The organism is Oceanobacillus damuensis (genome assembly GCF_001618145.1).
GTDB lineage: Bacteria > Bacillota > Bacilli > Bacillales > Amphibacillaceae > Oceanobacillus > Oceanobacillus damuensis.
In genome coordinates, this window is sequence record NZ_LQNF01000004.1 from 228,951 (window position 1) to 251,604 (window position 22,654).

16 protein-coding genes and 8 tRNA genes are annotated in these 22,654 nt (G+C 40.6%); 2 read left to right on the forward strand and 22 right to left on the reverse strand.

Features of this window, described 5'->3' with window-relative positions; all coding sequences use genetic code 11:
• Window positions 1-53 precede the first annotated feature (53 nt).
• From glmS to sigW, 7 genes are all read right to left on the reverse strand, one after another.
• Complete coding sequence (glmS, locus tag A4245_RS06115) at window positions 54-1,856, reverse strand: glutamine--fructose-6-phosphate transaminase (isomerizing) (protein WP_067726714.1); 1,803 nt, start codon at window positions 1,854-1,856, stop codon at window positions 54-56.
• Window positions 1,857-2,410: 554 nt separating this feature from the next.
• Window positions 2,411-4,204: a S9 family peptidase gene (locus A4245_RS06120; RefSeq protein WP_067726716.1), complete on the reverse strand. Its 1,794-nt coding sequence runs from the start codon at window positions 4,202-4,204 to the stop codon at window positions 2,411-2,413.
• Window positions 4,205-4,515: 311 nt separating this feature from the next.
• On the reverse strand, window positions 4,516-5,856 hold the full coding sequence (gene glmM, locus A4245_RS06125; RefSeq protein ID WP_067726718.1) for a phosphoglucosamine mutase: 1,341 nt from the start codon (window positions 5,854-5,856) through the stop codon (window positions 4,516-4,518).
• 63 nt (window positions 5,857-5,919) lie between these two features.
• Window positions 5,920-7,146, reverse strand: coding sequence for a CdaR family protein (locus A4245_RS06130; protein ID WP_067726721.1), 1,227 nt, complete (start codon window positions 7,144-7,146; stop codon window positions 5,920-5,922).
• Entirely contained in the window at window positions 7,139-7,960 is an 822-nt protein-coding gene (gene cdaA, locus A4245_RS06135) for a diadenylate cyclase CdaA (protein WP_067726723.1), read from the reverse strand. The genes A4245_RS06130 and cdaA overlap by 8 nt, the downstream gene beginning before the upstream one ends.
• A gap of 408 nt (window positions 7,961-8,368) precedes the next feature.
• On the reverse strand, window positions 8,369-9,004 hold the full coding sequence (gene rsiW / locus A4245_RS06140) for an anti-sigma-W factor RsiW (RefSeq protein WP_067726725.1): 636 nt from the start codon (window positions 9,002-9,004) through the stop codon (window positions 8,369-8,371).
• A gap of 15 nt (window positions 9,005-9,019) precedes the next feature.
• Window positions 9,020-9,583 (reverse strand): RNA polymerase sigma factor SigW, encoded by a 564-nt coding sequence (gene sigW / locus A4245_RS06145; RefSeq protein ID WP_067726727.1) that lies wholly within the window; start codon window positions 9,581-9,583, stop codon window positions 9,020-9,022.
• Between the two features lie 196 nt (window positions 9,584-9,779).
• Between sigW and A4245_RS19630 the strand changes: the two genes are divergently transcribed.
• Window positions 9,780-9,932 (forward strand): aspartyl-phosphate phosphatase Spo0E family protein, encoded by a 153-nt coding sequence (locus A4245_RS19630; protein WP_084268700.1) that lies wholly within the window; start codon window positions 9,780-9,782, stop codon window positions 9,930-9,932.
• A gap of 66 nt (window positions 9,933-9,998) precedes the next feature.
• On the opposite strand, the gene A4245_RS06150 is transcribed toward A4245_RS19630, so the two are convergent.
• The 10 genes from A4245_RS06150 to A4245_RS06195 all read right to left on the reverse strand — a co-directional run bounded on the left by A4245_RS06150 (window position 9,999) and on the right by A4245_RS06195 (window position 15,548).
• Window positions 9,999-11,093, reverse strand: a complete 1,095-nt coding sequence (locus A4245_RS06150; RefSeq protein ID WP_067726729.1) for a phosphomevalonate kinase — start codon at window positions 11,091-11,093, stop codon at window positions 9,999-10,001.
• Window positions 11,094-11,105: 12 nt separating this feature from the next.
• Complete coding sequence (mvaD, locus tag A4245_RS06155) at window positions 11,106-12,083, reverse strand: diphosphomevalonate decarboxylase (protein ID WP_067726732.1); 978 nt, start codon at window positions 12,081-12,083, stop codon at window positions 11,106-11,108.
• A 33-nt stretch (window positions 12,084-12,116) separates the two neighbouring features.
• On the reverse strand, window positions 12,117-13,079 hold the full coding sequence (gene mvk / locus A4245_RS06160; RefSeq protein WP_067726734.1) for a mevalonate kinase: 963 nt from the start codon (window positions 13,077-13,079) through the stop codon (window positions 12,117-12,119).
• On the reverse strand, window positions 13,076-14,365 hold the full coding sequence (locus A4245_RS06165) for a hydroxymethylglutaryl-CoA reductase, degradative (RefSeq protein ID WP_067726736.1): 1,290 nt from the start codon (window positions 14,363-14,365) through the stop codon (window positions 13,076-13,078). The genes mvk and A4245_RS06165 overlap by 4 nt, the downstream gene beginning before the upstream one ends.
• A 241-nt stretch (window positions 14,366-14,606) precedes the next feature.
• Window positions 14,607-14,679 (reverse strand) — tRNA-Lys (locus tag A4245_RS06170).
• Between the two features lie 177 nt (window positions 14,680-14,856).
• Window positions 14,857-14,931: transfer RNA gene (locus tag A4245_RS06175), tRNA-Gln, on the reverse strand.
• A gap of 10 nt (window positions 14,932-14,941) precedes the next feature.
• Window positions 14,942-15,026, reverse strand: a tRNA-Tyr gene (locus tag A4245_RS06180).
• A gap of 42 nt (window positions 15,027-15,068) precedes the next feature.
• Window positions 15,069-15,144, reverse strand: a tRNA-Thr gene (locus tag A4245_RS06185).
• A 249-nt stretch (window positions 15,145-15,393) separates the two neighbouring features.
• Window positions 15,394-15,469 (reverse strand) — tRNA-Val (locus A4245_RS06190).
• A 4-nt stretch (window positions 15,470-15,473) separates the two neighbouring features.
• Window positions 15,474-15,548, reverse strand: a tRNA-Glu gene (locus A4245_RS06195).
• Between the two features lie 320 nt (window positions 15,549-15,868).
• Here A4245_RS06195 and fabI point away from each other — a divergent pair.
• The gene (gene fabI / locus A4245_RS06200) at window positions 15,869-16,645 is read left to right on the forward strand and encodes an enoyl-ACP reductase FabI (protein ID WP_067726738.1); all 777 of its coding nucleotides are present in this window, start codon (window positions 15,869-15,871) and stop codon (window positions 16,643-16,645) included.
• A 56-nt stretch (window positions 16,646-16,701) separates the two neighbouring features.
• Here the strand turns inward: fabI and A4245_RS06205 are convergent, their stop codons facing one another.
• The 5 genes from A4245_RS06205 to A4245_RS06225 form a co-directional block, all read right to left on the reverse strand.
• Window positions 16,702-19,152 carry a S8 family serine peptidase gene (locus A4245_RS06205; protein WP_234402360.1) on the reverse strand — a complete coding sequence of 817 codons (2,451 nt, stop codon included), beginning with the start codon at window positions 19,150-19,152 and terminating at the stop codon, window positions 16,702-16,704.
• A gap of 214 nt (window positions 19,153-19,366) precedes the next feature.
• A complete protein-coding gene (locus A4245_RS06210; RefSeq protein WP_067726740.1) occupies window positions 19,367-20,017 on the reverse strand; it encodes a response regulator in 651 nt (216 codons plus the stop codon).
• On the reverse strand, window positions 19,992-21,833 hold the full coding sequence (locus A4245_RS06215; RefSeq protein ID WP_067726742.1) for a GAF domain-containing sensor histidine kinase: 1,842 nt from the start codon (window positions 21,831-21,833) through the stop codon (window positions 19,992-19,994). The genes A4245_RS06210 and A4245_RS06215 overlap by 26 nt, the downstream gene beginning before the upstream one ends.
• Before the next feature lie 493 nt (window positions 21,834-22,326).
• Window positions 22,327-22,399, reverse strand: a tRNA-Thr gene (locus A4245_RS06220).
• Window positions 22,400-22,408: 9 nt separating this feature from the next.
• A tRNA-Asn gene (locus A4245_RS06225) sits at window positions 22,409-22,480 on the reverse strand.
• Window positions 22,481-22,654 lie beyond the last annotated feature (174 nt).

Below are 22,654 nucleotides of genomic sequence, written 5' to 3' on the forward strand. Positions count from 1 at the left end.
TTTTTATCAAACTTTATTTCAAAGCTACATTAATTCAATGACACAACAAAATATTATTCAACTGTCACTGACTTAGCCAGGTTGCGTGGTTTATCCACATCACATCCACGGTGCAATGCTGCATAATAGGAAAGCAATTGCATTGGAATAACACTTACAAGCGGTGTCAGTAATTCATGGACATGTGGTAATACAAAGGCGTCGTCATCCTGCTCCAGCCCTTTCAGACTGATAACCATTGCATTTGCGCCACGGGCAACAACTTCCTGTACGTTACCACGAATAGAGTAGTTTACGTTTTCCTGTGTTGCGAGAGCAATAACAGGAGTCCCTTCTTCAATTAAAGCAATAGTACCATGCTTCAATTCTCCTCCGGCAAACCCTTCTGCCTGAATATAGGAAATCTCTTTCAGCTTCAGTGCCGCTTCAAGGGAAACATTATAATCGCTGCTTCTGCCAATGAAGAAAGCATTGCGTGTCGTTGCAAAATAATCTCTTGCAAGCTGTTCAAATTCCTCTTTCTGATCTGTTAATACTTCCATCGCATTTGCAACAATTGCAAGCTCTTGCATTGGATCAAAGTCCAGCTCAAGACCCTTTGCGTTCGCTGTATCGACTGCCAGAATTGCCAAGACGGCGATTTGAGCAGTATATGCTTTTGTTGATGCTACCGCGATTTCCGGTCCTGCATATAAGTGCAGTGTATAATCTGCTTCACGAGAAAGGGTCGATCCTGGCACATTTGTAATTGTAAGTGCCGGATATCCCATTTTTTTAATTTTCACCAATACGGATCTGCTGTCAGCAGTTTCCCCACTTTGTGAAATGAACACAAATAATGGTTTTTCTGACAGTATTGGCATATTATATGAAAATTCACTTGCAACATGGACTTCTACTGGGATTTTTGCTAATTTTTCCAGGAACTCTTTACCGACAAGACCTGCATGGTAGCTTGTTCCTGCTGCAATGATATAAATACGGTCTGCTGCTTTCATTGCCTTACGAATATCCGCAGCAAGCTTCAATTCGTTGTTCTCATTTTGATATTCATTGATGATTTTACGCATGACAATCGGCTGTTCATCAATTTCTTTAAGCATAAAGTGTGGGTACGTACCTTTTTCGGTATCACTCGCATCGATTTCAGCAGTGTACGGCTTACGCTCTACAGCTGTTCCTTCCAGTGTTTGTACTTCAACATAATTACGATTCACAAGTACAATTTCCTTATCGAAAATTTCCACATACTGATCCGTTTCCTTCAACGTTGCCATCGCATCACTTGCAACTAGGTTGAATCCATCGCCTAGGCCTACTAATAGCGGGCTTTTATTTTTGGAAACATACAACGTATCAGGATCTTCCGCATCAATCAGGCCAATTGCATAAGATCCCTTTAATAGACCCATCACTTCACGAAATGCTTCCGTTGTATCCTGATGTTTTTGATAAAGCTTTTCAATCAGCTGTACGATTACTTCTGTATCTGTATCACTAACGAAATTTACATCACTTAGATATTCTTTTTTCAGGTCGTTGTAATTTTCAATAACACCATTATGAACAATCGTAAATCTTCCAGACACGCTTTGATGAGGATGTGCATTAATGATGCTTGGCACACCATGTGTCGCCCAGCGGGTGTGGCCGATTCCCATTGTTGCATGTACAGATTTATCAACACTTTCTCGCAGAGCTGCAATACGACCCTTTACTTTTGTCAGATTGACTCCTTCATCATTCAGGATAGCAATTCCTGCAGAATCATAACCTCTATATTCCAGTTTTTCCAGTCCATTCAATAAAATCTCTTTTGTATCGTTTTGTCCGATATAACCTACTATTCCGCACATTTCAATGTCCTCCTAATGAAGGGGCAGACAAACGAACCTTTACTTATATTCCAGGGGCGCTTGCTTGCCCCTTTCTCGTGTGTTTTTATTTGAACATCTTTCTATACCCTTTTGTCCAATAAGTCGCCTTATTGTTTTTGGGGTAAAGCTAAACGACTGAGATATCCAGCCGGGAGGCATCCGCCGAAACCCTCGATAACCTCCACCTCGTCAACTATTTCTCGCCACCGATCGGAAAAATAGTCCTGGCGCTTTTATTTCATTAATAACCTCGATGCCCCTTTCCACCCTAGAATCAACCTCAGCTCTATTTATATACCTCATTCAAAAAAAGTTAAACATACCCAAAGAGCTCACTATATTGTAACCGAGAAAGCGTAAACAGGTCAATACTTATTAATGAGCAGCTTTTATTTAGTTTATGATATCTAAGCTCTTCTTGTTCATGCTTTCTAGATATCACTCAGCTTTTAACACCCTCCAGAGAGAGGAGCTCTTCTGCAAATGGAAGAGCTCCTCTAATAGTTCTAATTGTCATTTTAATTTGCGATACCTTAATCCTGATGCCTCTCCATAAAATCCAGCATTAAAGAATACACCTTAATTTCATTTTCCTTTTTCGAGAAGCCATGTCCCTCATCTTCCAGGACTAGATATTCTACATCCCGTCCTTTTTCTTTCAACTTTGCAACGATTTGATCTGACTCTTCTTTGACAACTCGCGGGTCCTTAGCTCCCTGGATCACGAGCATAGGCTTCGTCATCGTTTCCAAATAGGTTACCGGTGAATCTTTAATAAACCGCTCCTTGTCACGTTCCGGGTTTCCAATCCAACGTTCCATAATTGGCTTCCAATGGGTTGGTACCGAATTTACAAACGTAAACAGATCTGAGGGGCCGAATATATCGATTACTGCTTTAAAATATTCAGGATGACGACCATGTAGAAGCAGGGCCATATATCCACCATAACTTCCACCGACAAGAAATAGTTTCTCCCGATCGGTAATGCCATTTTCAAAAAGCCACTCAATTCCTGCAACATTATCTAGACGGGGACCATGCCCCCAATCCTGCTCGACCATTTTCACAAAGGAGGCCCCGTATCCTGTACTGCCACGGAAGTTCGGAGCAAAAATGGTATAGCCCCGATTAAGGAAGCTTTGGAACATGGATCGAAAATATTCCCGCTCTGCAGCCTGTGGGCCACCATGCGGCCAGAAAATGGTATAGCCATTGTCATTTTCTGGTTTTGCTTTAAATAAAAGTGCCTCAATCTCCATGTCATCAAATGATTTATAGGAAACGACCTCAGGATCTACCATATCCTCCTCACTTACTCCAAGAACACGATTATCCGTCAAGGATTCCCAATCGATGCCATTTTGGGAATGGAAAATGTTGTGCGGAATTGTTGCACTTCTGCCCAACACAAACAAATTACCCGTCTCCGTAATAACCAGCTGTTCTACAAGACTTGTGGGGGCCGTCAATTGCTCAAGTTTCCGGGAGCGTGCTTCATAACGATACAGCCTATCTGTCACGCCTTTCTCTGTGACCAGGTAGAATGCTTTGTTTGTTTTATTCCATTTTAATGTAGTGATGCTTTCGTTCTCAATAGTTAATACGTTTGCAAATTCCTTTGTTTCCAGGTCAAATTTGGCAACATAACTGTACTCACTCTCGTAATCAGTTAAAAAATAAATGGTTTTGTCGTCTGTGAAAACCGGCTCAAATGAAACATGGACTTTCTCCGGATCAGGGGTTAAAGGGTATGTATCTTCACCTTTTTTAACAAACCCTGTCACATATGTATTAGCAAAAGAACGCAAATAAACAAAGGCATCTTCGTTCTCGGATACAGCAGCTAGTTGCGTTGGTGAAACTTCCCCTTCATTCAATAAGGTATCTGTTCCATCCTCTAGGTTTCTGACCTTTGTATTTAGCATGGATGGATTACCTTCCGAAGTGACATAATAGACGCGTTTTCCATCTTTGCTTAAATGTGCAAAGTAATATTTCTCCTGAGGATCACCAGTAATTAGTGGCTGAGGAAGTCCTCCATTAAATGGCAATGCGTATATTTGGTAATTTTCATCGCCATCCTTGTCATACCCGGTAAGTACATATCGATTTTCCGGGTCGAACTTAATAAAATTCGCCGATTCATCGTGATGGGCAAATAAATAAGGAAAACTCGATTTATCCAGGTCGATCGCCCATAAGTTAACCTTGCCGTTTAAATTGGAAATAAAGGCAAGCCTCTTCTCATCCTTGCTTACTGCAAATCCGCCAATCACGTAAGTACGGAAAAATTGCTCCACTGTCGGCTTTGGAAATTGTATCATAATCATCCTCCTATTTTTTCCTGCATCATTTGTATGCATTTTGATGATTGGATTTTTTGTTTGTTACACCATTAATTATAAACTATTCTGACTAGTCAGGATAGTTTGGTGATCATGAGGGTTAGCTATATGTTAATTGAAGAAAACTTTCCAACTTAGGACTGAGCAGGCGCACCCGATAACAGGTTTTAGAATACTAGGTCTGTCACCAGGTGACAGACTTAGTCGCACTTATGCAGGTAGGAAAGTTAAAACTTTCTTAGCTGCCAAAAAGAGCTGATTCTTAGGAGAATCAGCTCTTCATTGGTTGTTTAAATGCCAAGCAATCTTTCGATAACGCCGACTACTTGGTCCGCATATTTTTCACATTCTTCCTTTGTAGGTGCTTCTACCATTACTCGAACAAGCGGCTCCGTACCGGAAGGTCTTACCAATACGCGTCCTTGGTCACCCAATTCACGCTCCACTGCAGCTACTTCATCTAAAATGGCTGTATTGCTTAGTGCTTCATTTTTATCAGATACTCTGACATTTTTTAATACTTGCGGGAAAATCCTCATCTCACCAGCAAGTTCAGACAATGGTTTGCCTGTTTCTTTCATAACATTTATAAGCTGCAATGCAGACAACATTCCGTCACCGGTAGTAATATAATCGAGGAAGATGATATGCCCGGATTGTTCTCCACCAAGATTGTAACCGCCTTTGCGCATTTCCTCCATCACATAACGGTCACCAACTGCTGTTTTATCACTGCGCATGCCATTTGCTTCAATTGCTTTATAGAAGCCGATATTGCTCATCACAGTTGAAACTACTGTATTTTGTTTGAGCAATCCTTTTTCATTCATATATTTAGCACAGATATACATAATTTGGTCGCCATCAACGATGTTACCTTTCTCATCTACTGCGATCAGGCGATCTCCGTCCCCGTCAAAAGCAAGACCAATATCAGCACCTTTTTCTGCAACAAAGGCTTGTAATGTTTCTGGATGTGTTGATCCTACCCCAGCATTGATATTTAACCCATCCGGTGTCGAACCGATTGTAAAGGTGTCCGCTTCGAGATCCGCAAACAGATGTGTTGCAAGACTTGAGGTAGCGCCATGAGCACAATCTATCGCAATTTGTATTCCTTCAAAATCATTATCGATTGTATCCTTCAGGTAGGATAAATATTTCTGGCCACCTTCAAAGTAATCATTGACAATGCCTATATCTCCGCCTATCGGACGTGGCAAATTATCTTCACCATCCATCAGCTCTTCAATTGCAGCTTCCTGTTCATCTGTTAATTTAAAACCATCAGGACCGAAGAACTTTATACCGTTATCTTCTACAGGATTATGGGACGCAGAGATCATTACACCCGCTTGGGCGCTGGTAGCTTTCGTCAAATACGCTACACCTGGTGTTGATAAAACACCAAGACGCATCACCTCTGCCCCAATTGACAACAGACCAGCTAATAGAGCTCCTTCAAGCATATGACCTGAAATCCGTGTGTCACGGCCGATAAGGACACGTGGTTTTTCCATATCCTTTGTCAGTACGTGGCCTCCACAACGTCCAAGTTTATATGCTAGCTCTGGTGTTAACCCTTCATTGGCAACTCCTCTGACGCCATCTGTCCCAAAATATTTTCCCATTATTACATCTCCTTTAACTACATCCGATTCAACTGTACTTCCATACGATTCGTTCTGCGAAAGTCAGTTGATTTCAATAAATATTTCTTCAAATTCAGGTGAAATAGTAATATCCTCAAGTTCAGGTCCTTCAATTGTTATCGGTACACGATGTTCACCCTGCTCCAGTCCGCGCAGATTTATGAATACAAGAAAATCAGCAGCAGTCAGTTCACCAATATCCGCTTCATTACCTGTGACAGTCAAATCCATCATTGGTGTTTCAGGTTCATTATAATTGATATCCATTCCTTCTTCCAACTCTTCTTCCGTAATTGGTACGTCTTCAAAGACACGAGTCTGTTCAACATCGATCGTTACTTCAATTGTTTCCATTTCTGAAGCATTTACACCATCCGGCAATGACAGTTCCGCTTCTATCGTACCTGACTCAGTTATTTCGGATAAGTCTATTGCTTCCGTGCTGACTTCAGATATACCTTCCAGAATATCACTTGTTGAGTATACCTCAACTTCTTCTACATTAGCAGAAATTGAATTCATTGAATAGCCCTCCGGCAGCTCTCCTGTGGTTTCAACACTTAGAGGTACTGACTTGCTAGGATTATCTATTTCAGCAGAGACTTGTACATTTTCAGGCTGGACCCTCACGTTTAACTCGTTACCTTGGGTATCATAAACATTTACAGGGACTTCCCTGTTATTGATGGAGCCATCCAATCCTTCCAAATCGACATACACTTTAACAATTCCGATTTGGTCAATTACAGATTTTGAACTTGTGATCATGACTGATGAAGGTTCTAACTGATAATCTACTAGTTCATACCCTTCAGCCATTCCCTCACTGTTAATAAAATCAGCAACTACGCTAAATTCCCCACTGGCCCTTTCTTCAATCGTAACTGCGATTGATTTTGGCTCAATGAATACTCTAACATCATTGTTTATTGTATGCTGCAGTTCTACAATATGCTCTCCTTCACCAAGCCCCTCCAAATCCACATAGACGTCGAAATTACGCTGAAAGGATAAGGGGGTCACACTGCCCGGAGATCCTTGGAGACCAACTGTTACAGTTTCGGGGACACCGCTCACAACATAGTTTTCTTCATCGATTCTTATTTCCACAGGTACATCCTCAAGCATATGTGATTGGTCCGTAACACCTGTGAAGGTAGATTCGGATTGTGACGTATTAATAGTAACATTGACGAATGTATATAAAAATACGGCGAAGGCTAATGAAATGATACGTACAAACCATTTGCTCTTAAACCAGTTATCCATTCTTATCCCCCCTCTGTTTCCATGGTCTCTTTTCAGAGGATTTTTCAATTAAGGATAAATGTGCACCCAGCATATCACGAAGATTCTCCTGATCCAGATCTCTATGCAGTTCCCCGTTTTTTGTACAGGAAACAGCTCCAGTCTCTTCAGAAACAACGATTGTCAAAGCGTCGGTAACTTCACTGATTCCCATCGCAGCTCGATGCCTTGTTCCTAGTTCCTTCGAGATGAAAGGACTTTCCGATAGAGGAAGGTAACAGGCTGCTGCCGATATTTCGCCTTCCTTTATAATTACAGCACCATCATGAAGCGGTGTGTTCGGCGTGAAGATATTCGTCAATAGCTGGTGTGATAATTTCGCATTGATTGCAATGCCCGTTTCCGCGTATTCACCAATGCCAGTCTCCCGTTCAATGGAAATTAAAGCGCCAATTCTCCTTTTTGCCATGTAGCTGCATGACTGAATAATTGCATCGATTTCCTGTTGAATGAGTTCTTCTTCCGATTTTGCACTCCGAGAAAAAAGATTCCCTCGGCCAAGTTGTTCCAATGCCCTTCTCAATTCTGGCTGAAATAAAATAATAATTACGATTAACCCCCAGGAAATAGCCTGGTTTGTCAGCCATTGCATCGTTTGAAGATTCAGTATGATGCTTAATGCCCAAACCACCAAAACCACTGCAATCCCTTTTAAAAGCTGGATTGCTTTAGTACCTCTGATTAACATCATTAATTTATATAATACATACCAGACGAGAGCTATATCTACGCCTATTCTAAGCAGATCCATAAAATCAAATGCCCCATCAAGCATGCTCACACATCCTTTTGCTGTAAAAATTTATTTATTTGTGTCCAAAAAGTTCTCAGCCATACTTGGTAAGGAAATATGGGCATATCTTCCCGAACAACATCTATATTTTATATAGATAGTAACGATATTTATTATAACATAATTTTCCGTAAACACATGTCTGGAGCAAATTTGATTTTTCCAATCAAAAGCGCAGGTGACTGTTTAGAAACTCAACGCTAGCAAGGGACTGGAAAGCGCATGGTTTTCGCGCTTGGAATGTCCATTGCTTATTCATGCTTTACTATTAACCGGAGCTGGACCCGGCTGTCTATGTAAGAATTAATTTGCTGCCAGCACATATACTTTGTTATTCCCAAAAAAACCCGGACAAGTCAATTCCCTTATCCGGATTTTTGAAACCTATGATTAAAAAGAAAAAATACCTTTAACAAAATTTTTCAGCTGAAACCAGATCCACTCAAACATTCGATCCACGGTCTCAAGTTCACCGGTCACTCCACCAGCGGAGGCCATAAGCTCCTGACCACCAATTGGCCGATCGTCTATCAGCTTCCCGTTCACCAATGTTACGTCCCCATCGATGGTTCCCTTAATAATCAGATTACCATTTTTAACAAGGACATCCCCAGGTACGATTACTCCTTCCGGTACAATTACCGTGTCTCCTTCGATAACCAGCTCCTCCTGTTTTGAGACGACTAATTCACTTTCTGTATTCCAGGCAGAAAACATTCCTGTCATCATTAAAACAAAAAATATCGCTGCAGCTGTTAATACAGGATGAACTTTGAACCAGCGCGTATATTTAACTCTTTTCTTTTCATTTGGCAGGTTTTCCATAACCTTTTGCGTAAAATCGACCGGGGCAGAAAAGTTCTCTGCACTTTTAATCAATGTAATCGTACGCTTTAATTCATGAAAATGTTGCTGGCAATCCTCACAGTTATCCAAGTGTGTGCGCAGATTACACTCTTCCTGCTTTGTGAGGTCTCCATCCAAATATTTATGCATTAGATCTATCGTCTCTTTATTACACTCCATATTGCACACACTCCTTTACACATGACGAAGTCTTTTTCTTAAAGCCTCTCTTCCACGATGAATTCTGGTTTTGACAGTTCCTAAAGGAATATCCAGAATTTCGCTTATTTCCTGAAGAGAAAATTCCTCCAAATAACGCAGCATGATTATGCTTCTGTACTTTGGTGGCAGTTGTGATATCTCATGATGAATATAGCGCTGCAATTCCAGACTTTCCACTTCTTCCCCCGGAAGCATCGCCTCACTCGCCAATTGAGAATACATGTCTAATCCGTCCGTTCCTCTTATTTCCGCATCCAAGTAATAGTCTGGCTTTCTTTTGCGAATCCTATCTATCGTTAAGTTCGTAGCAATCCGGTAAAGCCAGGTAGAAAACTTCCTGCGGTCATCGAACGAATGAATATTGACATACGCACGTATAAATGACTCCTGTGCTATATCCTCCGCTTCGTGTGTATTTCCTAGCAATCTTAAGCAATGCTGGTAAATTTTATCCTGATAAAAGGAAACCACATCCTCAAATGAAGACTGATCACCTTTTTTCACTTCTTTGATTTTTTCTCTGATAAATTGATCCATCACGTTACCTCCGCTTACCATGCGGTAATTGTTATACGAATATGTAATACAAAAGGTTCCAAACTTTTCCCTGGATTTTTCGCATTCCGGATAATTTTTCATTCCCGCCACAAAATATTCACATTATTTTGTTGTTTAAGATTGATTTAAATTGGGTATTTTTCTATTATAGTATACTAGATAGGAGGAAAGTTTTGTGACAAAAAATATTTTAAAAGAAAAAATAGAAGAATGCCGCGAAGAAATGATTGTATTATCCTACACACATGACCTGACTTCTGAAGCCGTTATCTCATCTAGCGTTAAACTTGATCAATTAATTAATGAGTATCAAAAATATACCCAATAATGATAAATAAATAGTAAAAGACATCATTTTCCGGGAGCCCCAGAAAATAATGTCTTTTTTGCATCCTTAAATACATATTGCCCCATGTGAATTAGGCTGGAGCGTCAATGGCTTGATACCGGCTTTTTCCCATAATTTCATTAACTCATCTGCTTTTTCCTGTGTTGGCATAAACGCTATGCCGCAATCGCCTCCGCCAGCTCCGGAAGGCTTCCCTGCCCCACCTAATGATTCAGCCAAATCACACAGCTTGCTTAAAAGAGGTGTTTCAATTGGAGTGTTTGCATCTTTGCCCACGGTAGACAATGCCTGTCTGTTCTTTCTTACACCCTTCAAGAGCAGCTCAACATTTTCCTCTTCCATTCCCGTCAGAAAATCACCGACAGCATTTTCGCTGTTTTTTAGAAAACTGTCAAACGCTGCAAAGTTATCCGACTTTAATTGCAGAATTTTATCGACAAGCTTCGCAGTAGATGCTGGCTTACCTGTCCAACCAACACAAAAATAAATATTTTTAGGCATTTTAATCGGCTTCGATGAGTAATAAACCCAATCCATTTCCAGTAATTCCATTATGGAATCACTATGTAAATAAGCATCCCTTAACCATTCTGCCTGGAAAGAGGAGTATTGCAGTAAACCACCGTATGAGGAAGCCGCCACATCAGCACCAGATCCGTTCCCCTGTGTTTTCACATGTGATATTGCCGCCAATCTGAAGATAAGTTCCTGGGAAGGAGCTTCGGCCAAAAATTTCTTTAAAATCGCAGCCACAACAGAGGTAACTACCGCTGCACTTGAGCCTAACCCATACTTATTGCCTGATTCGTCATCAAGCTCACTGTTGATGGACAGATGGATAGGTTCGGTACCGACTTTTTTCTCCTTCAAATATGTATAGGCGGTGGTCATCGCATCAGAAACGAAGCGAACTCTTTTATCCTCTGTGTGGACAGTAACGCTGTTCTCATAAGCCCAATCCAAATTGTTCAGGTTAAAATCATGTAAGGTGAGCTTGTTTTCTTCACTTTTTTCAATTGTTGCATAAACAAAACGATCTATCGCCATTACAGCCAGACTACGGTGGGGTTCCAAAACAGCAAACTCTCCTGCAATCATTAATTTTCCTGGTACCTTGATGGTCATCGATGAATTATTCAAGACGTTCAACCCCTAAATATAGCTTATTCCCTGGCCCGGTTTACTTAAAATTACATCAGATACACCAGGTATGCTGCGAAGCTTAGTTTCAATATTTTTTTCATTTTCCGGCAGATAGAGTACTTTTACATTAGGACCTGCGTCAATGGTGAAATATGCAGGGATGCCGTTTTCCCTCATCTCCTGAACCGTCTGCATAACACGAATTGTCGTATCATGCCAATACGTGAACGGAGGATTCGCAGCCAGTGTGGTTGCATGCATTTTCAAGCAGTTAGCTTCAGCTATGCTTCCCGTCTTATCAAAATCCTTTGCATGTATAGCTTGCTTTATTTCATTCAAGTCTTGTGGAATGGTGTCAATCCAGCCTGAATAGAAGGGAGATGTCTCGACCGTTCTCTTCATACCTGCACGGCTCGACACCTTTTTCATTGTAGACGAAAGCACAACCGCCGCCACGCGAATATCCCAATGCTCTGCCGGTGCTACTGGAACAGCAAAAGAATCCGAACCGTCTGTCTCACTTCCCATTTCCCATTCTGCAAAGCCGCCAAAGATAGAGCGACAGGCTGAACCCGATCCCTGCCTGGTAAGTCTGGACAGCTCCTGATTGCCTAAGTCCAATCCGATGGCTTTCGTTCCTGCTGCAGCAAGTGCAGCAAAACCGGAAGCGGATGAGGCGAAACCTGCAGCGGTAGGAACATCATTTTTAGAATGAATATCGGCAAAGAGATTTTCTTTTCCAGCTAACTGGCGAACTAAGTCAAGAAATTTTGTCACACGCCGATATGCTTCGCCTTCCACCGGCTGGTCATCAAGCATGAACCGATCCTTTGTTAGGTCTGCCCGAAAGTCCACCGTTGTAGTTGTGCAGAAACCATCCAATGTTAAGGAAAGACTGCTGTTCGTTGGTAAGATAAGCGCTTCATCCCGCTTCCCCCAATATTTTATTAAGGCAATGTTTGTATGCGCTTTGGCTGTAGCTTTCATCATATAACTCCCTTTTTCCGCTCTCTTTTCTCTCTAACCCTGCTTTTTTAAAACAAATGGCCATACGGAGCTAGCTCCATACTTCCTAAGCTTTTCTGCAAGCTGTTTGGAATGCACCTCATTTTGAGCAAGTGCTATGATACAGCCGCCATTACCTCCACCGGTAAGTTTCGCTCCAAGCGCCCCTTCTTTACGGGCAAAATAAATCAGTTTATTCAACCCGGCATCACTTACACCAAGCGCCTCCAATTCCTTTTGAGCTTCATTCAGAAGTTGTCCAAGGAACTGCTTACTTGCCTTTTCCAACGCATTCTTTGCATGGTGGGTCAGCTCACCAATCCGGTCAATTTTCCTTTGAATACGTTTTGGGGCGGATTTCAATAAATGCGCCACCGATTCAACGGATGTCCGGGTATCACCAACCCTGCCGGAATCTGCGACAATAAAATGAAAATCCTCTCCAAGATCGATATAATCAATAGGATTCTCTTTCTCATACCATATTGGTGTCTTTGATGTAATCGTAAGGGTGTCAATGCCGCTTGGTGCCCCATGTGCATATGTTTCTGCAACATTTGCAAGCATTAATAGTTCCGGTTCGGTACAATCCCTTTCAGCATAATCAAACAATGATCTGATTACGGAAATGGCAACAGATGCACTTGAGCCCAATCCTTTACCCGGTGGTATGGATGAATTAATCCTGATCAGCAAATCTTCTGATGGGATATCCAGGTATTCAAGTGTTTCCTCTATACAGTTAACAATTCCCTGCAAAGATTCCGGAGCCAATTGCAGTGGGCCGTGATAAAATGTGCTGTCAATTTTTACCAAGCCTGGCACGCGTTCAATAACTGTTTCAACACCAATTAATGGAAAAGGGATAGCGATTGCCGGTTGTCCGTGCACAACTGCATGCTCTCCAATTAAAATTAGCTTACTATGAGCTATACCTATAGCTGTTTTTTCTGAAGTTGTTACTTTTTCTGCACTCATTTTTTATACTGTTCCACCAATTCTTTAGCTTTTCCGACACGGATTTGTTTTTGTTCGATCAGTTTTTCTGCAATGATATCAATCATCTCCCCTGAAGCTCCTGCTGCAATGGCAACAGAGCGAGAATGTAGAGCCATATGGCCTTTTTGAATACCATCTGTAGCTAATGCCTTCAAAGCTCCGAGATTTTGTGCCAATCCAACTGCCACAATTACCTGGGCAAGTTCCTTGGCAGATTCTATATTCATGATGGATAGGGAAAGCCCCGCCAAAGGATGGACACGGGTCGCTCCACCGACCGTTCCAAGTGACATCGGCAATTCAATTTCCCCTACCAAGTTTTCATTTTCGTCTTTAGACCAAGTTGTCATGGATCCGTAGCTTCCATGTCGGGAAGCATATGCATGTGCACCTGCTTCCACCGCACGCCAATCATTGCCGGTCGCAATCACTACCGGATCAATGCCATTCATTATTCCCTTGTTATGGGTTACTGCACGGTAAGGATCAGAAGCCGCAAATTCGTAAGCATGTATAACCCCATCACGCACTTCTTCACCGGAATAATCTCCAGTGATCAACATTTCGGGGGGAATCACACACCGCGCCCGCGCCAGGCATTTATCAGCATAGTTCGATAAAATCCGCAAATAAACCTTACCTTCAGTAATTTCCTCGACAACAGGGGCGATTGATTCAACCATTGTATTGATTATATTTGCCCCCATCGCATCGCGAGTATCGACATAAATATGGAGGACAAGCATCTGGCCATATTTCGAATCAGATTCTTCATTGAGGATACGCACTTCCAAATCCTCTGCTCCCCCACCACGATTGACAATGCTCGGATATGCTGCATTTGCAGCATTAATTAATGATTCTTTTTCATTTAATAAAGCTTGCTTCGCCAATTGAAAATCCGGACAGCCCACAACCTGGATTTGTCCAATCATTACTCTTTCGGTTGCTTCCGTTTGAAATCCACCAGCACTTCTGACAATTTTAGCTATATGACTAGCTGAAGCAACAACAGACGCCTCTTCAATTGCCATAGGTATTACATATTCTTTCCCGTTTATAAGGAAATTCAATCCTAAACCTAAAGGAAGTTGAAATGTACCAATAACATTTTCGATCATTTTATCTGCGGTATCGATGGAAAGAGGTTCATTTATATAAAGATCGTCCAATTCCTCCGAAGAGAAATCAATTGCCTTTTTCAGCAGGTCCCGTCTTTGTTCAACAGACATATTATAAAAACCGGGGATTCTGGAAGACTTCATCCTGGATCATCCTTTAGTAAAAAAATTATATATGGAAATATTATATTATTGACAATTTAAATTAAATAAATTATAACATGAAACCTGCTTTTTTTTCATTAGAAGTATCTGCCTATAGGATAGAGCACATAAAAATCATTGTATCTATTATGTGAAAATTCCTCTTAAAATGCAAATAAACAAGGTTGTATGTTGCCATAACGACCTTGTTTATTTGTCTGCTATATTCTGATTTAAGGGATGAGCCATGAAGGATTCGAACCTTCGACCCTTTGATTAAAAGTCAAATGCTCTACCAACTGAGCTAATGGCTCATATAATATAAATGTTCCTGCCAAGCAAATGCACATAACAACGTACACATCGTTTTAAAGGAACCTTATAAAGTTGCACTCCCCAGAGGACTGCCTCTATTAGATATTTTCATTCATGCTTGCGGACAACTAACGGTTTTTAATATCACGGAATAAATTGCCCCATAAATAAAAAAATGGCTGGGCCACCAGGATTCGAACCTGGGGTACACGGGATCAAAACCCGATGCCTTACCGCTTGGCTATAGCCCAACAATAGTAATGGTGGAGGGGGGCAGATTCGAACTGCCGAACCCTGAGGGAGCGGCTTTACAGTCCGCCGCGTTTAGCCACTTCGCTACCCCTCCGTACATATTGTTAACTATACATATGAAATTATTCAAAAAAAATGGTGCCGGCCAGAGGACTTGAACCCCCAACCTACTGATTACAAGTCAGTTGCTCTACCAATTGAGCTAGGCCGGCTTATAGAAGTTAGTTAGCTTATGCTTATTACTGCGTTAATCTAGTATGCTCGTCGTGTTGCAAGGCTATTCGGTGAAGTTGCACTCCTCGCAAGCCTGCACATGGTAGCATATTCGATGAAGTAAACGGCTAGTTACCTCTGCTTCTTCTAGTTAAATCAAAGAAGTTAATGCATCGAGGTTACTTGTAGCTTATTCGGTAGATGTATTGCTCGTTGCTCTACCAATTGAGCTAGGCCGGCAAAAGAAATGGTGGAGGATGCAGGGCTCGAACCTGCGACCCCCTGCTTGTAAGGCAGGTGCTCTCCCAGCTGAGCTAATCCTCCATATTGGTGACCCGTACGGGATTCGAACCCGTGTTACCGCCGTGAAAGGGCGGTGTCTTAACCGCTTGACCAACGGGCCATAACTTGCGTTGGAATGCCTCTGATTTAGAGGTCTTTGCAACAGCCTGTCGCAGACTGACGAATTTTATTATAACTAGGATAATAAAGTTTGTAAAGGGGAAAATGAAACATTTATTACATTTTTTTAATAAAACCTTAAAAACCTTATTATATCAGCATCCTCAAAGGATATTCGCAATATTAGAAACTAATACTCTCCCTGGAATATTCTTTTATATTAAAAAACTGCTAGAAAATTTCCTTTTCAAGATTATGGTTTCATTACCAGGTCTTAATAGGTTATAATATAAAAAAAGAAATAAATTCTGGAGGTAAACTATGGCTGGACTATTGCAAGGAAAGAACGTCGTAATAATGGGCGTTGCAAATGAAAGAAGTATCGCTTGGGGCATAACAAAGTCATTACATAATGCAGGGGCAAACCTGATTTTTACAAATAGACAGGAAAGATCTTACCAAAAGTTAGTAAAATTATTAGAGAAACATGAAATCGAAGCAAAATTAATCGTTGCCTGTGATGTTGCTAGTGATGAAAGTATTCAACAAGCATTCAATGAAATCAAAGAAAAAGCAGGCGTTATTCACGGGCTTATCCATTCTGTAGCTTTCGCTAACCGTGATGAACTGCAAGGTGAATATGCCGATACGTCACGTGAAGGCTTTTTATTGGCTCAGGAAATCAGCGCCTATTCACTTGTTGCAGTTACAAAAGCAGCGAAAGATGTTATGACGGAAGGCGGAAGCATCGTTACACAAACATACTTAGGATCGGAGCGGGTTATTCCTAATTACAATGTTATGGGAGTAGCAAAAGCTTCTCTTGAGGCGAGCGTAAGGTATTTAGCTGAAGATGTAGGCAAATATGGTATACGTGTCAATGCAATCTCCGCAGGCCCAATCCGCACGTTATCCGCTAAAGGCGTGTCCGGTTTTAACGATAAAGCAAATGTCATTGTGGAAAAAGCTCCACTTCGACGTAATGTCGACCAGGACCAGGTCGGCGACGCTACCTTATTTTTCATAAGCGACCTATCACGTGGTGTTACTGGTGAAGTAATGCACGTTGACTCTGGCTACCATATTATTGGTGGATAAGAAAATTAAAATTAGGGAGGCCATGTTGTTTATCAACATGGCCTCCCCTTTTCCTGCTAATTAAAAAATGCATTGTAATAGCGCGTAAATGCTACTGCAAAATCTCCTCGCTTCACATTTTGATTAGGAGATACCGCTGCTGTAATGGTTGGTTTTAAATCATATGGTCCTTGTTCCACATCGAAATTTGCATTTATGATATTTAAATCCAGTGCTAACTGTACATATCCTTTATATTCCTCCGGGACATCAGCTGCATCCTCAACAGCAATACGTTCATTTTCATATTGAACAGTAATATCTCCTTCGAAATCCTCTGCCATATTCTGCAACCCTAAACTTTGTACAAGTGAATATGCTAATTCGGCCTTATTCACATTCCCGTTCGAGTTAAATTCCCCTGCCGATTTTGCCAACATCACACCATTTTGCACATGTTTTGTATCTTTTAATGCCGCCCCCTGTTGGAGAACTGCTGTTACAAATGGGGAGTTGCCACCTTCATCAGGCGAAGATTGGCGTATTCCTGCACCCATCACTAAGTATTGGGCCAATTCACCTCGTGTTAGATCACTATCCGGCTTAAATTTAGCGTTTTTATAACCATCAACAAGCCTTTCCTTTACCCCTATTTGAATAGCTCCAGCAGCAGGATGTCCATCAATATCATCTAATCCAGAAAAACCACTGACCTCCGTGAAGGATAATGTACCCTGGACGTTTTCAGGTAATGCACTACCAATTGGGTTCTCTTCAACCCCTCTAAGCCCTCTGATTTCAGCTTTCCAAGTTCCAGGCATAGGTGTATTTACGGAAACTACACGATCCCAATATAAAGGAAACAATAAATTTATACCTGAGCTATATTCCGTGCCATCTGGTGAAATTAAAATTAAATTAATTGGGTTACCTGTTTCTTCAAGCAGACCCTTACCATCCACTTTTGCTACTAAACTGCTTAATCCCTCTTTCACTTCGAATGAATATTGATTAGCAGACTGAAGTGTCAGCGGATTATAATCCACTTCAAAATTTTGTCGGACTGTGTTTGATTCGACATCACTATGAAATGACTGAAACATATTAACTGTACTTCCATACTCTTTTGAAGTGTCAAACGCTGCATCAACTGCTGCATGAGCATTCACATACCCTGCACCAGCTTCCCATGTTTCATAGCCTGGCATGTTTGTTGCTGTTTGCTGTAATGTTTCCTTCACCTCGTCTGGCGATAATATTGGATTCGCCTCAAGCATTAAGGCAACGATGCCTGCAACGTGTGGAGTAGCCATGGATGTCCCGCTCATTGTTGTGTAAAAAGGGATGTGAGCAGGATCAATCAACTCTGCATCCTGATCTGCCCCTAGTAATGATACTGGTGCGATTACCCTTGTAGATATAATATCAACCCCAGGAGCAGTAATCGTTGGCTCATCCTTCCATGTCCATGATTCGCCATCCATTTCAAATGTTCCACCTACATCCGCTGTACCACGTGATGAAAAGTCAGCCAATGTCCCATCCTTCACACCGGCAGCAACAGAAATTACCCATGGGGCTTTTGCGTATGGGTTATGGGTATCTTCACCAGGCCCTGAATTACCAGCGGCAAATAAAACCGTAATCCCACGATCATATGCTTTTTTACTTGCAATATTCACAGGATTATCCGGATCAAAATCGCCTGAAGATCCCCATGAATTTGTAATAACACGAATGTCATATTCTGATTGATGTGAAATGGCATAATCAAAGCCGCCAACAGCATCTAAAATGAACAATGCTGCACCTGAACCGTATCCAATCAAATCAGCACCAGGGGCAACACCTTCATACTTGCCAGAAGACATCTCGCCTGTTCCACCAACTGTACCGGCTACGTGTGTACCATGCCCGGAGTTCGTATCGGTATTGGGAACATTTTCTACATACGTAATTGGCAGTAATTCTGGTTGCAAGCTATTTAAATTTATATTTGCCATTACATTTTGCACAAGGTTTTTGCCAAATTCATGATCCTGATGTGTTCCATCTACACCACTATCGTTCACTACTACACCAATTCCATTACCTGTTACAGGAAGTCCTCCGTTTTGTTTACGCATGTTATCATCTGTGCGAACTTTATCAACACCTGTTATATCTGTAGAATCCTCATTAAAATACTCCAGCTCACTATTTAAATAGATAGAGCGAACACTCTCATTGGATTGTAATATTTCAATTTGTTCCTTGGTTGCTACTGTGGCAACCATTGGGAGAGATGCCAATGAAACCCCTTTCGTGATGCCTGATTGCTCTAAAAGATTTAAATCCTCAGTTGTTGGTTCCTCATCCCCATGAAATGTCACGATAACCTGAAATTCATTTCCTCCTTCTGTGATAGCTTCTTTTAATAATGGATCTATTGAAGCGGACTGTGAAAAAGCATCTGCGTTAGTAAAACTAATGCTTAAAAGGAATAATAAAACACCGAACATGACTGTACATCTGGTAAATTTCTTCACTAGTTTCCCCCCTGGTTTTAATGGAATTTTCTTTCAATTTAATTATGAACGACGCCAGATTCCTTTACTATTGAGCAAAGGTTCTAAAAGTGTTGCGCGAAGTACTATTTAACGGCTATACAAAAGTAGTATAGGATTTAGTCCTCTTCTCCCGTATATCGGTCGAAATCCCCACTGATTGAAGCTCCACTTTATGCAGCAATCTCGCAGCCGTTTATATTTTTGGTAAAGGTACAAGCTGATTTTTTACAGCATAAATAATAACCTGTGATCTGCTTTTTACATTAAACTTTTTAAAGATTTTACTTACATGGATTTTTACAGTTTTATCACTAATAAAAAGCTTTTCAGCAATTTCCTTATTACTTAATCCTTCCACTAGACACATTAGCACTTCTTTTTCCCGGATACTTAGTTCATTTGAATCCTCTGCCCCAAATTCACTTTTCTGCTGGTGATAGGATAACAGCTTTTTTGTCATGGATGGGTGAATTACCGATTCTCCTTTTGCTATCGTACGAATTGCCTCAATGACCTGTTCGGATGGAGCATCTTTCAATAAATAACCATCTGCTCCTTCACGGATAGCGGCCATAAGATATTCATCATGACTATACATGGTTAAGATGCAAACTTTTATTTCAGGTAAACTATCCTTTATAATTCGGGTTACCTCGATTCCATTTGTATTCGGCATATTGATATCCATCAATACAAGATTCGGTTTATACTGTTTGATTTTTGTTAATGCCTCATTACCGTTAACCGCTTCGCCAACTACCTTTAGGCCCTCTTCAAGCCCCAAAATGTTCTTCAGCCCATCACGTAAAACAGCATGATCATCGACTATCATGACATTTATCATGTCTATCCTCTCCCCCTAATCCTATTTTAGGAATCATAACGGATACTTTAGTGCCTTCTCCTTCTTTACTGTCAATTTGTAATGAACCATTAATCGTTTCGATTGATTCATTCATATTTAAAATTCCAAAATGGGACGTATCTTTAGCTTTGATCATCTCATGAAATAAAGAAAAGCCAATACCGTAATCTTTCACGCGTAATACTATTTGTTCAGATTGATAGCTTAATAACACATCTACCGAAGCTGTTCCACTATGTTTTATACTATTGGCAATGCTTTCCTGAAAAACATCAAATAAAACCCTTTCCATCATGGTGCTTAGCTCCTCCTCTTTCCCATGAATTTCAAAGTGAACTAAAACACCATATTCTTCCATCACATCATTTATTTTTTTCCTTAACGCTGCTATTAATCCTACCCGTTCTGTAGGATAGGGTCGTAAAGCATAGATGGATTCCCTGACTTCCTTCAAACTCTCACGCAATTTTAAAATACTGCTGGATACGATATGTAATGTTTCCTCCGGATTAATCCTGAATTTACGTTCAGCTGTTTCTAAGCTCATTACCGCACCTGCAAGAGATTGGGCGACACCATCATGGATTTCTCTTGCTATTCGGTTTCTCTCCTCTAAAATTAATCGCTTTTCTTTTTCCTGTATAAGTGCACGTGTTTTTAGCACTATAGCTAGTTGATTGGCAAAAGTTGCAATAGACCTTATATCGTCTTCTTCAACAAAGCTTTTTGTCCTGCTTCTAGCAAAAATAAACATTCCAATCAGCTCTTTCTCAATAATCAGCGGTGCATAAACAAAAGATTTGAGATTATTCCCAAAACACAATGATGCAATTCCAATATCTTCTTTGCGATTATTGATCACTATTGGACTTGTTATTGTTTCAAATAATTGATCGATTTCTTTTGATAAAATTCTCTCTTTATGTATGTCACCTTGCATATAATGCAGATTCCATATATCTCCTTCCTTTATCCATAAAGCTTCTGCATCTGCGTCGATAAAATCGGGAAAACTTGTTTGCAAACCTTCCAGGAAATCCTCCGTGGGAACCATCGTATTTAATTCTGATGTGACCGTAAACAGGGCCTTTAATCTGTTTTTTTCCTTTCTTAACCGAGATATTACAGCACTGAGAAGTGATAAACCAACTAGCGGCGAATAAAAGAAAAAGAAGGAAAAGAAATCAATCTCACCACGGTTTTGACTACCAAGTGAAAACAACATAAATCCATATACTAATGAAATAATTCCACTGCTTAGTTCAGATAGCGTTTTTTGTTTCCAGGCTTGAAACGAATACAATTGAGGACGCAGGTATAAAACAATATCCACGATAAGATTATTGAAAATATGAAATAGAAAGAGCAGAATTACATATTCCATAAAACGATCCATAATTGTAGATTTCAACATAATATATGGAGAAAGGAGATCGGTTAATTGCACAGCGGCATAAAAACTTAACACAAGTTGAGCGGGATTAAAAAAGAGTATTCTAATGGGCCGACGGTTTATTATATTAACTGCAAGTACGACCAATGCATATACAACGATTGTATAGCTAAGTCCGTAAACCAAATATACTATAAATACGATCGGAAAGTTGATCGTCGTATTGCCTTTCCAGACAGGTATTGAATAATAATCACAAACAGCCAGGAAAACAGCGAACAGTAAAAGGATAATTGGGTCTTCCAGAGGTTGTAATTGAAATAAATGCATTGTAACAAGCATAAAGCCTATTGTTGATACAAGTGTCATAAATAATTTGGCGTTCGTTTCCTTCCTATGCATACGTTGATTTCCTTCCCCGTAAGTCACTTAAATTCTGTAATATTCCCCTGCATTGCTTTGTTGCTTGAAATTTTTAAATTCAAATTATTCATTTATTTTAGTATAACATTATGTAACCGCTTTTATAAATAATGAAATCCTTTGACTATTTGATTTTATAGAAGGTTGTAGGTATGTAAAAATTGGCTGCACAGTAATGGAGTGTTCAGCTAAACGAAGTGAAGGAGGAAATTGGTCCAAATCGGAAGAAGCTCTAACCCACACGGGAGAACACGAGCCCAACTCGGGAGAGCTTCAAACTCAAAAGGGAGGACACTGGCTCAATTCGGGAGAGCTCCCCAGTAATATAAAAATACTTTAAAAAGTTATTAACAATAGAATCCCCCCAATTTTCCCCTGTTTTTACTGTGTCAGTTAAAATGCATTAAACTGTACCAATAAAAAACAAGCGTTAAACCCTTTTATATAAAGGTTTAGCGCTTGTCTGTACTAAAGCTTCCAAGCAGATTCGAACTGCTGACCCCTTCCTTACCATGGAAGTGCTCTACCTGCTGAGCTATGGAAGCATAAAAAGGCTCCACAGGTAGGATTCGAACCTACGACCGATCGGTTAACAGCCGATTGCTCTACCACTGAGCTACTGTGGAATAATTTAATTTAGCATATAAATTTAATGTTAATACATACCAACATAAATTAATATGCGACAATCTGCAAATATTATTCCTTTTTTATGTAGTTCCAAAAAACTATATTAAAAAAGCAGCCTGGCGGCGTCCTACTCTTGCAGGGGCAAAGCCCCAACTACCATCGGCGCTGAA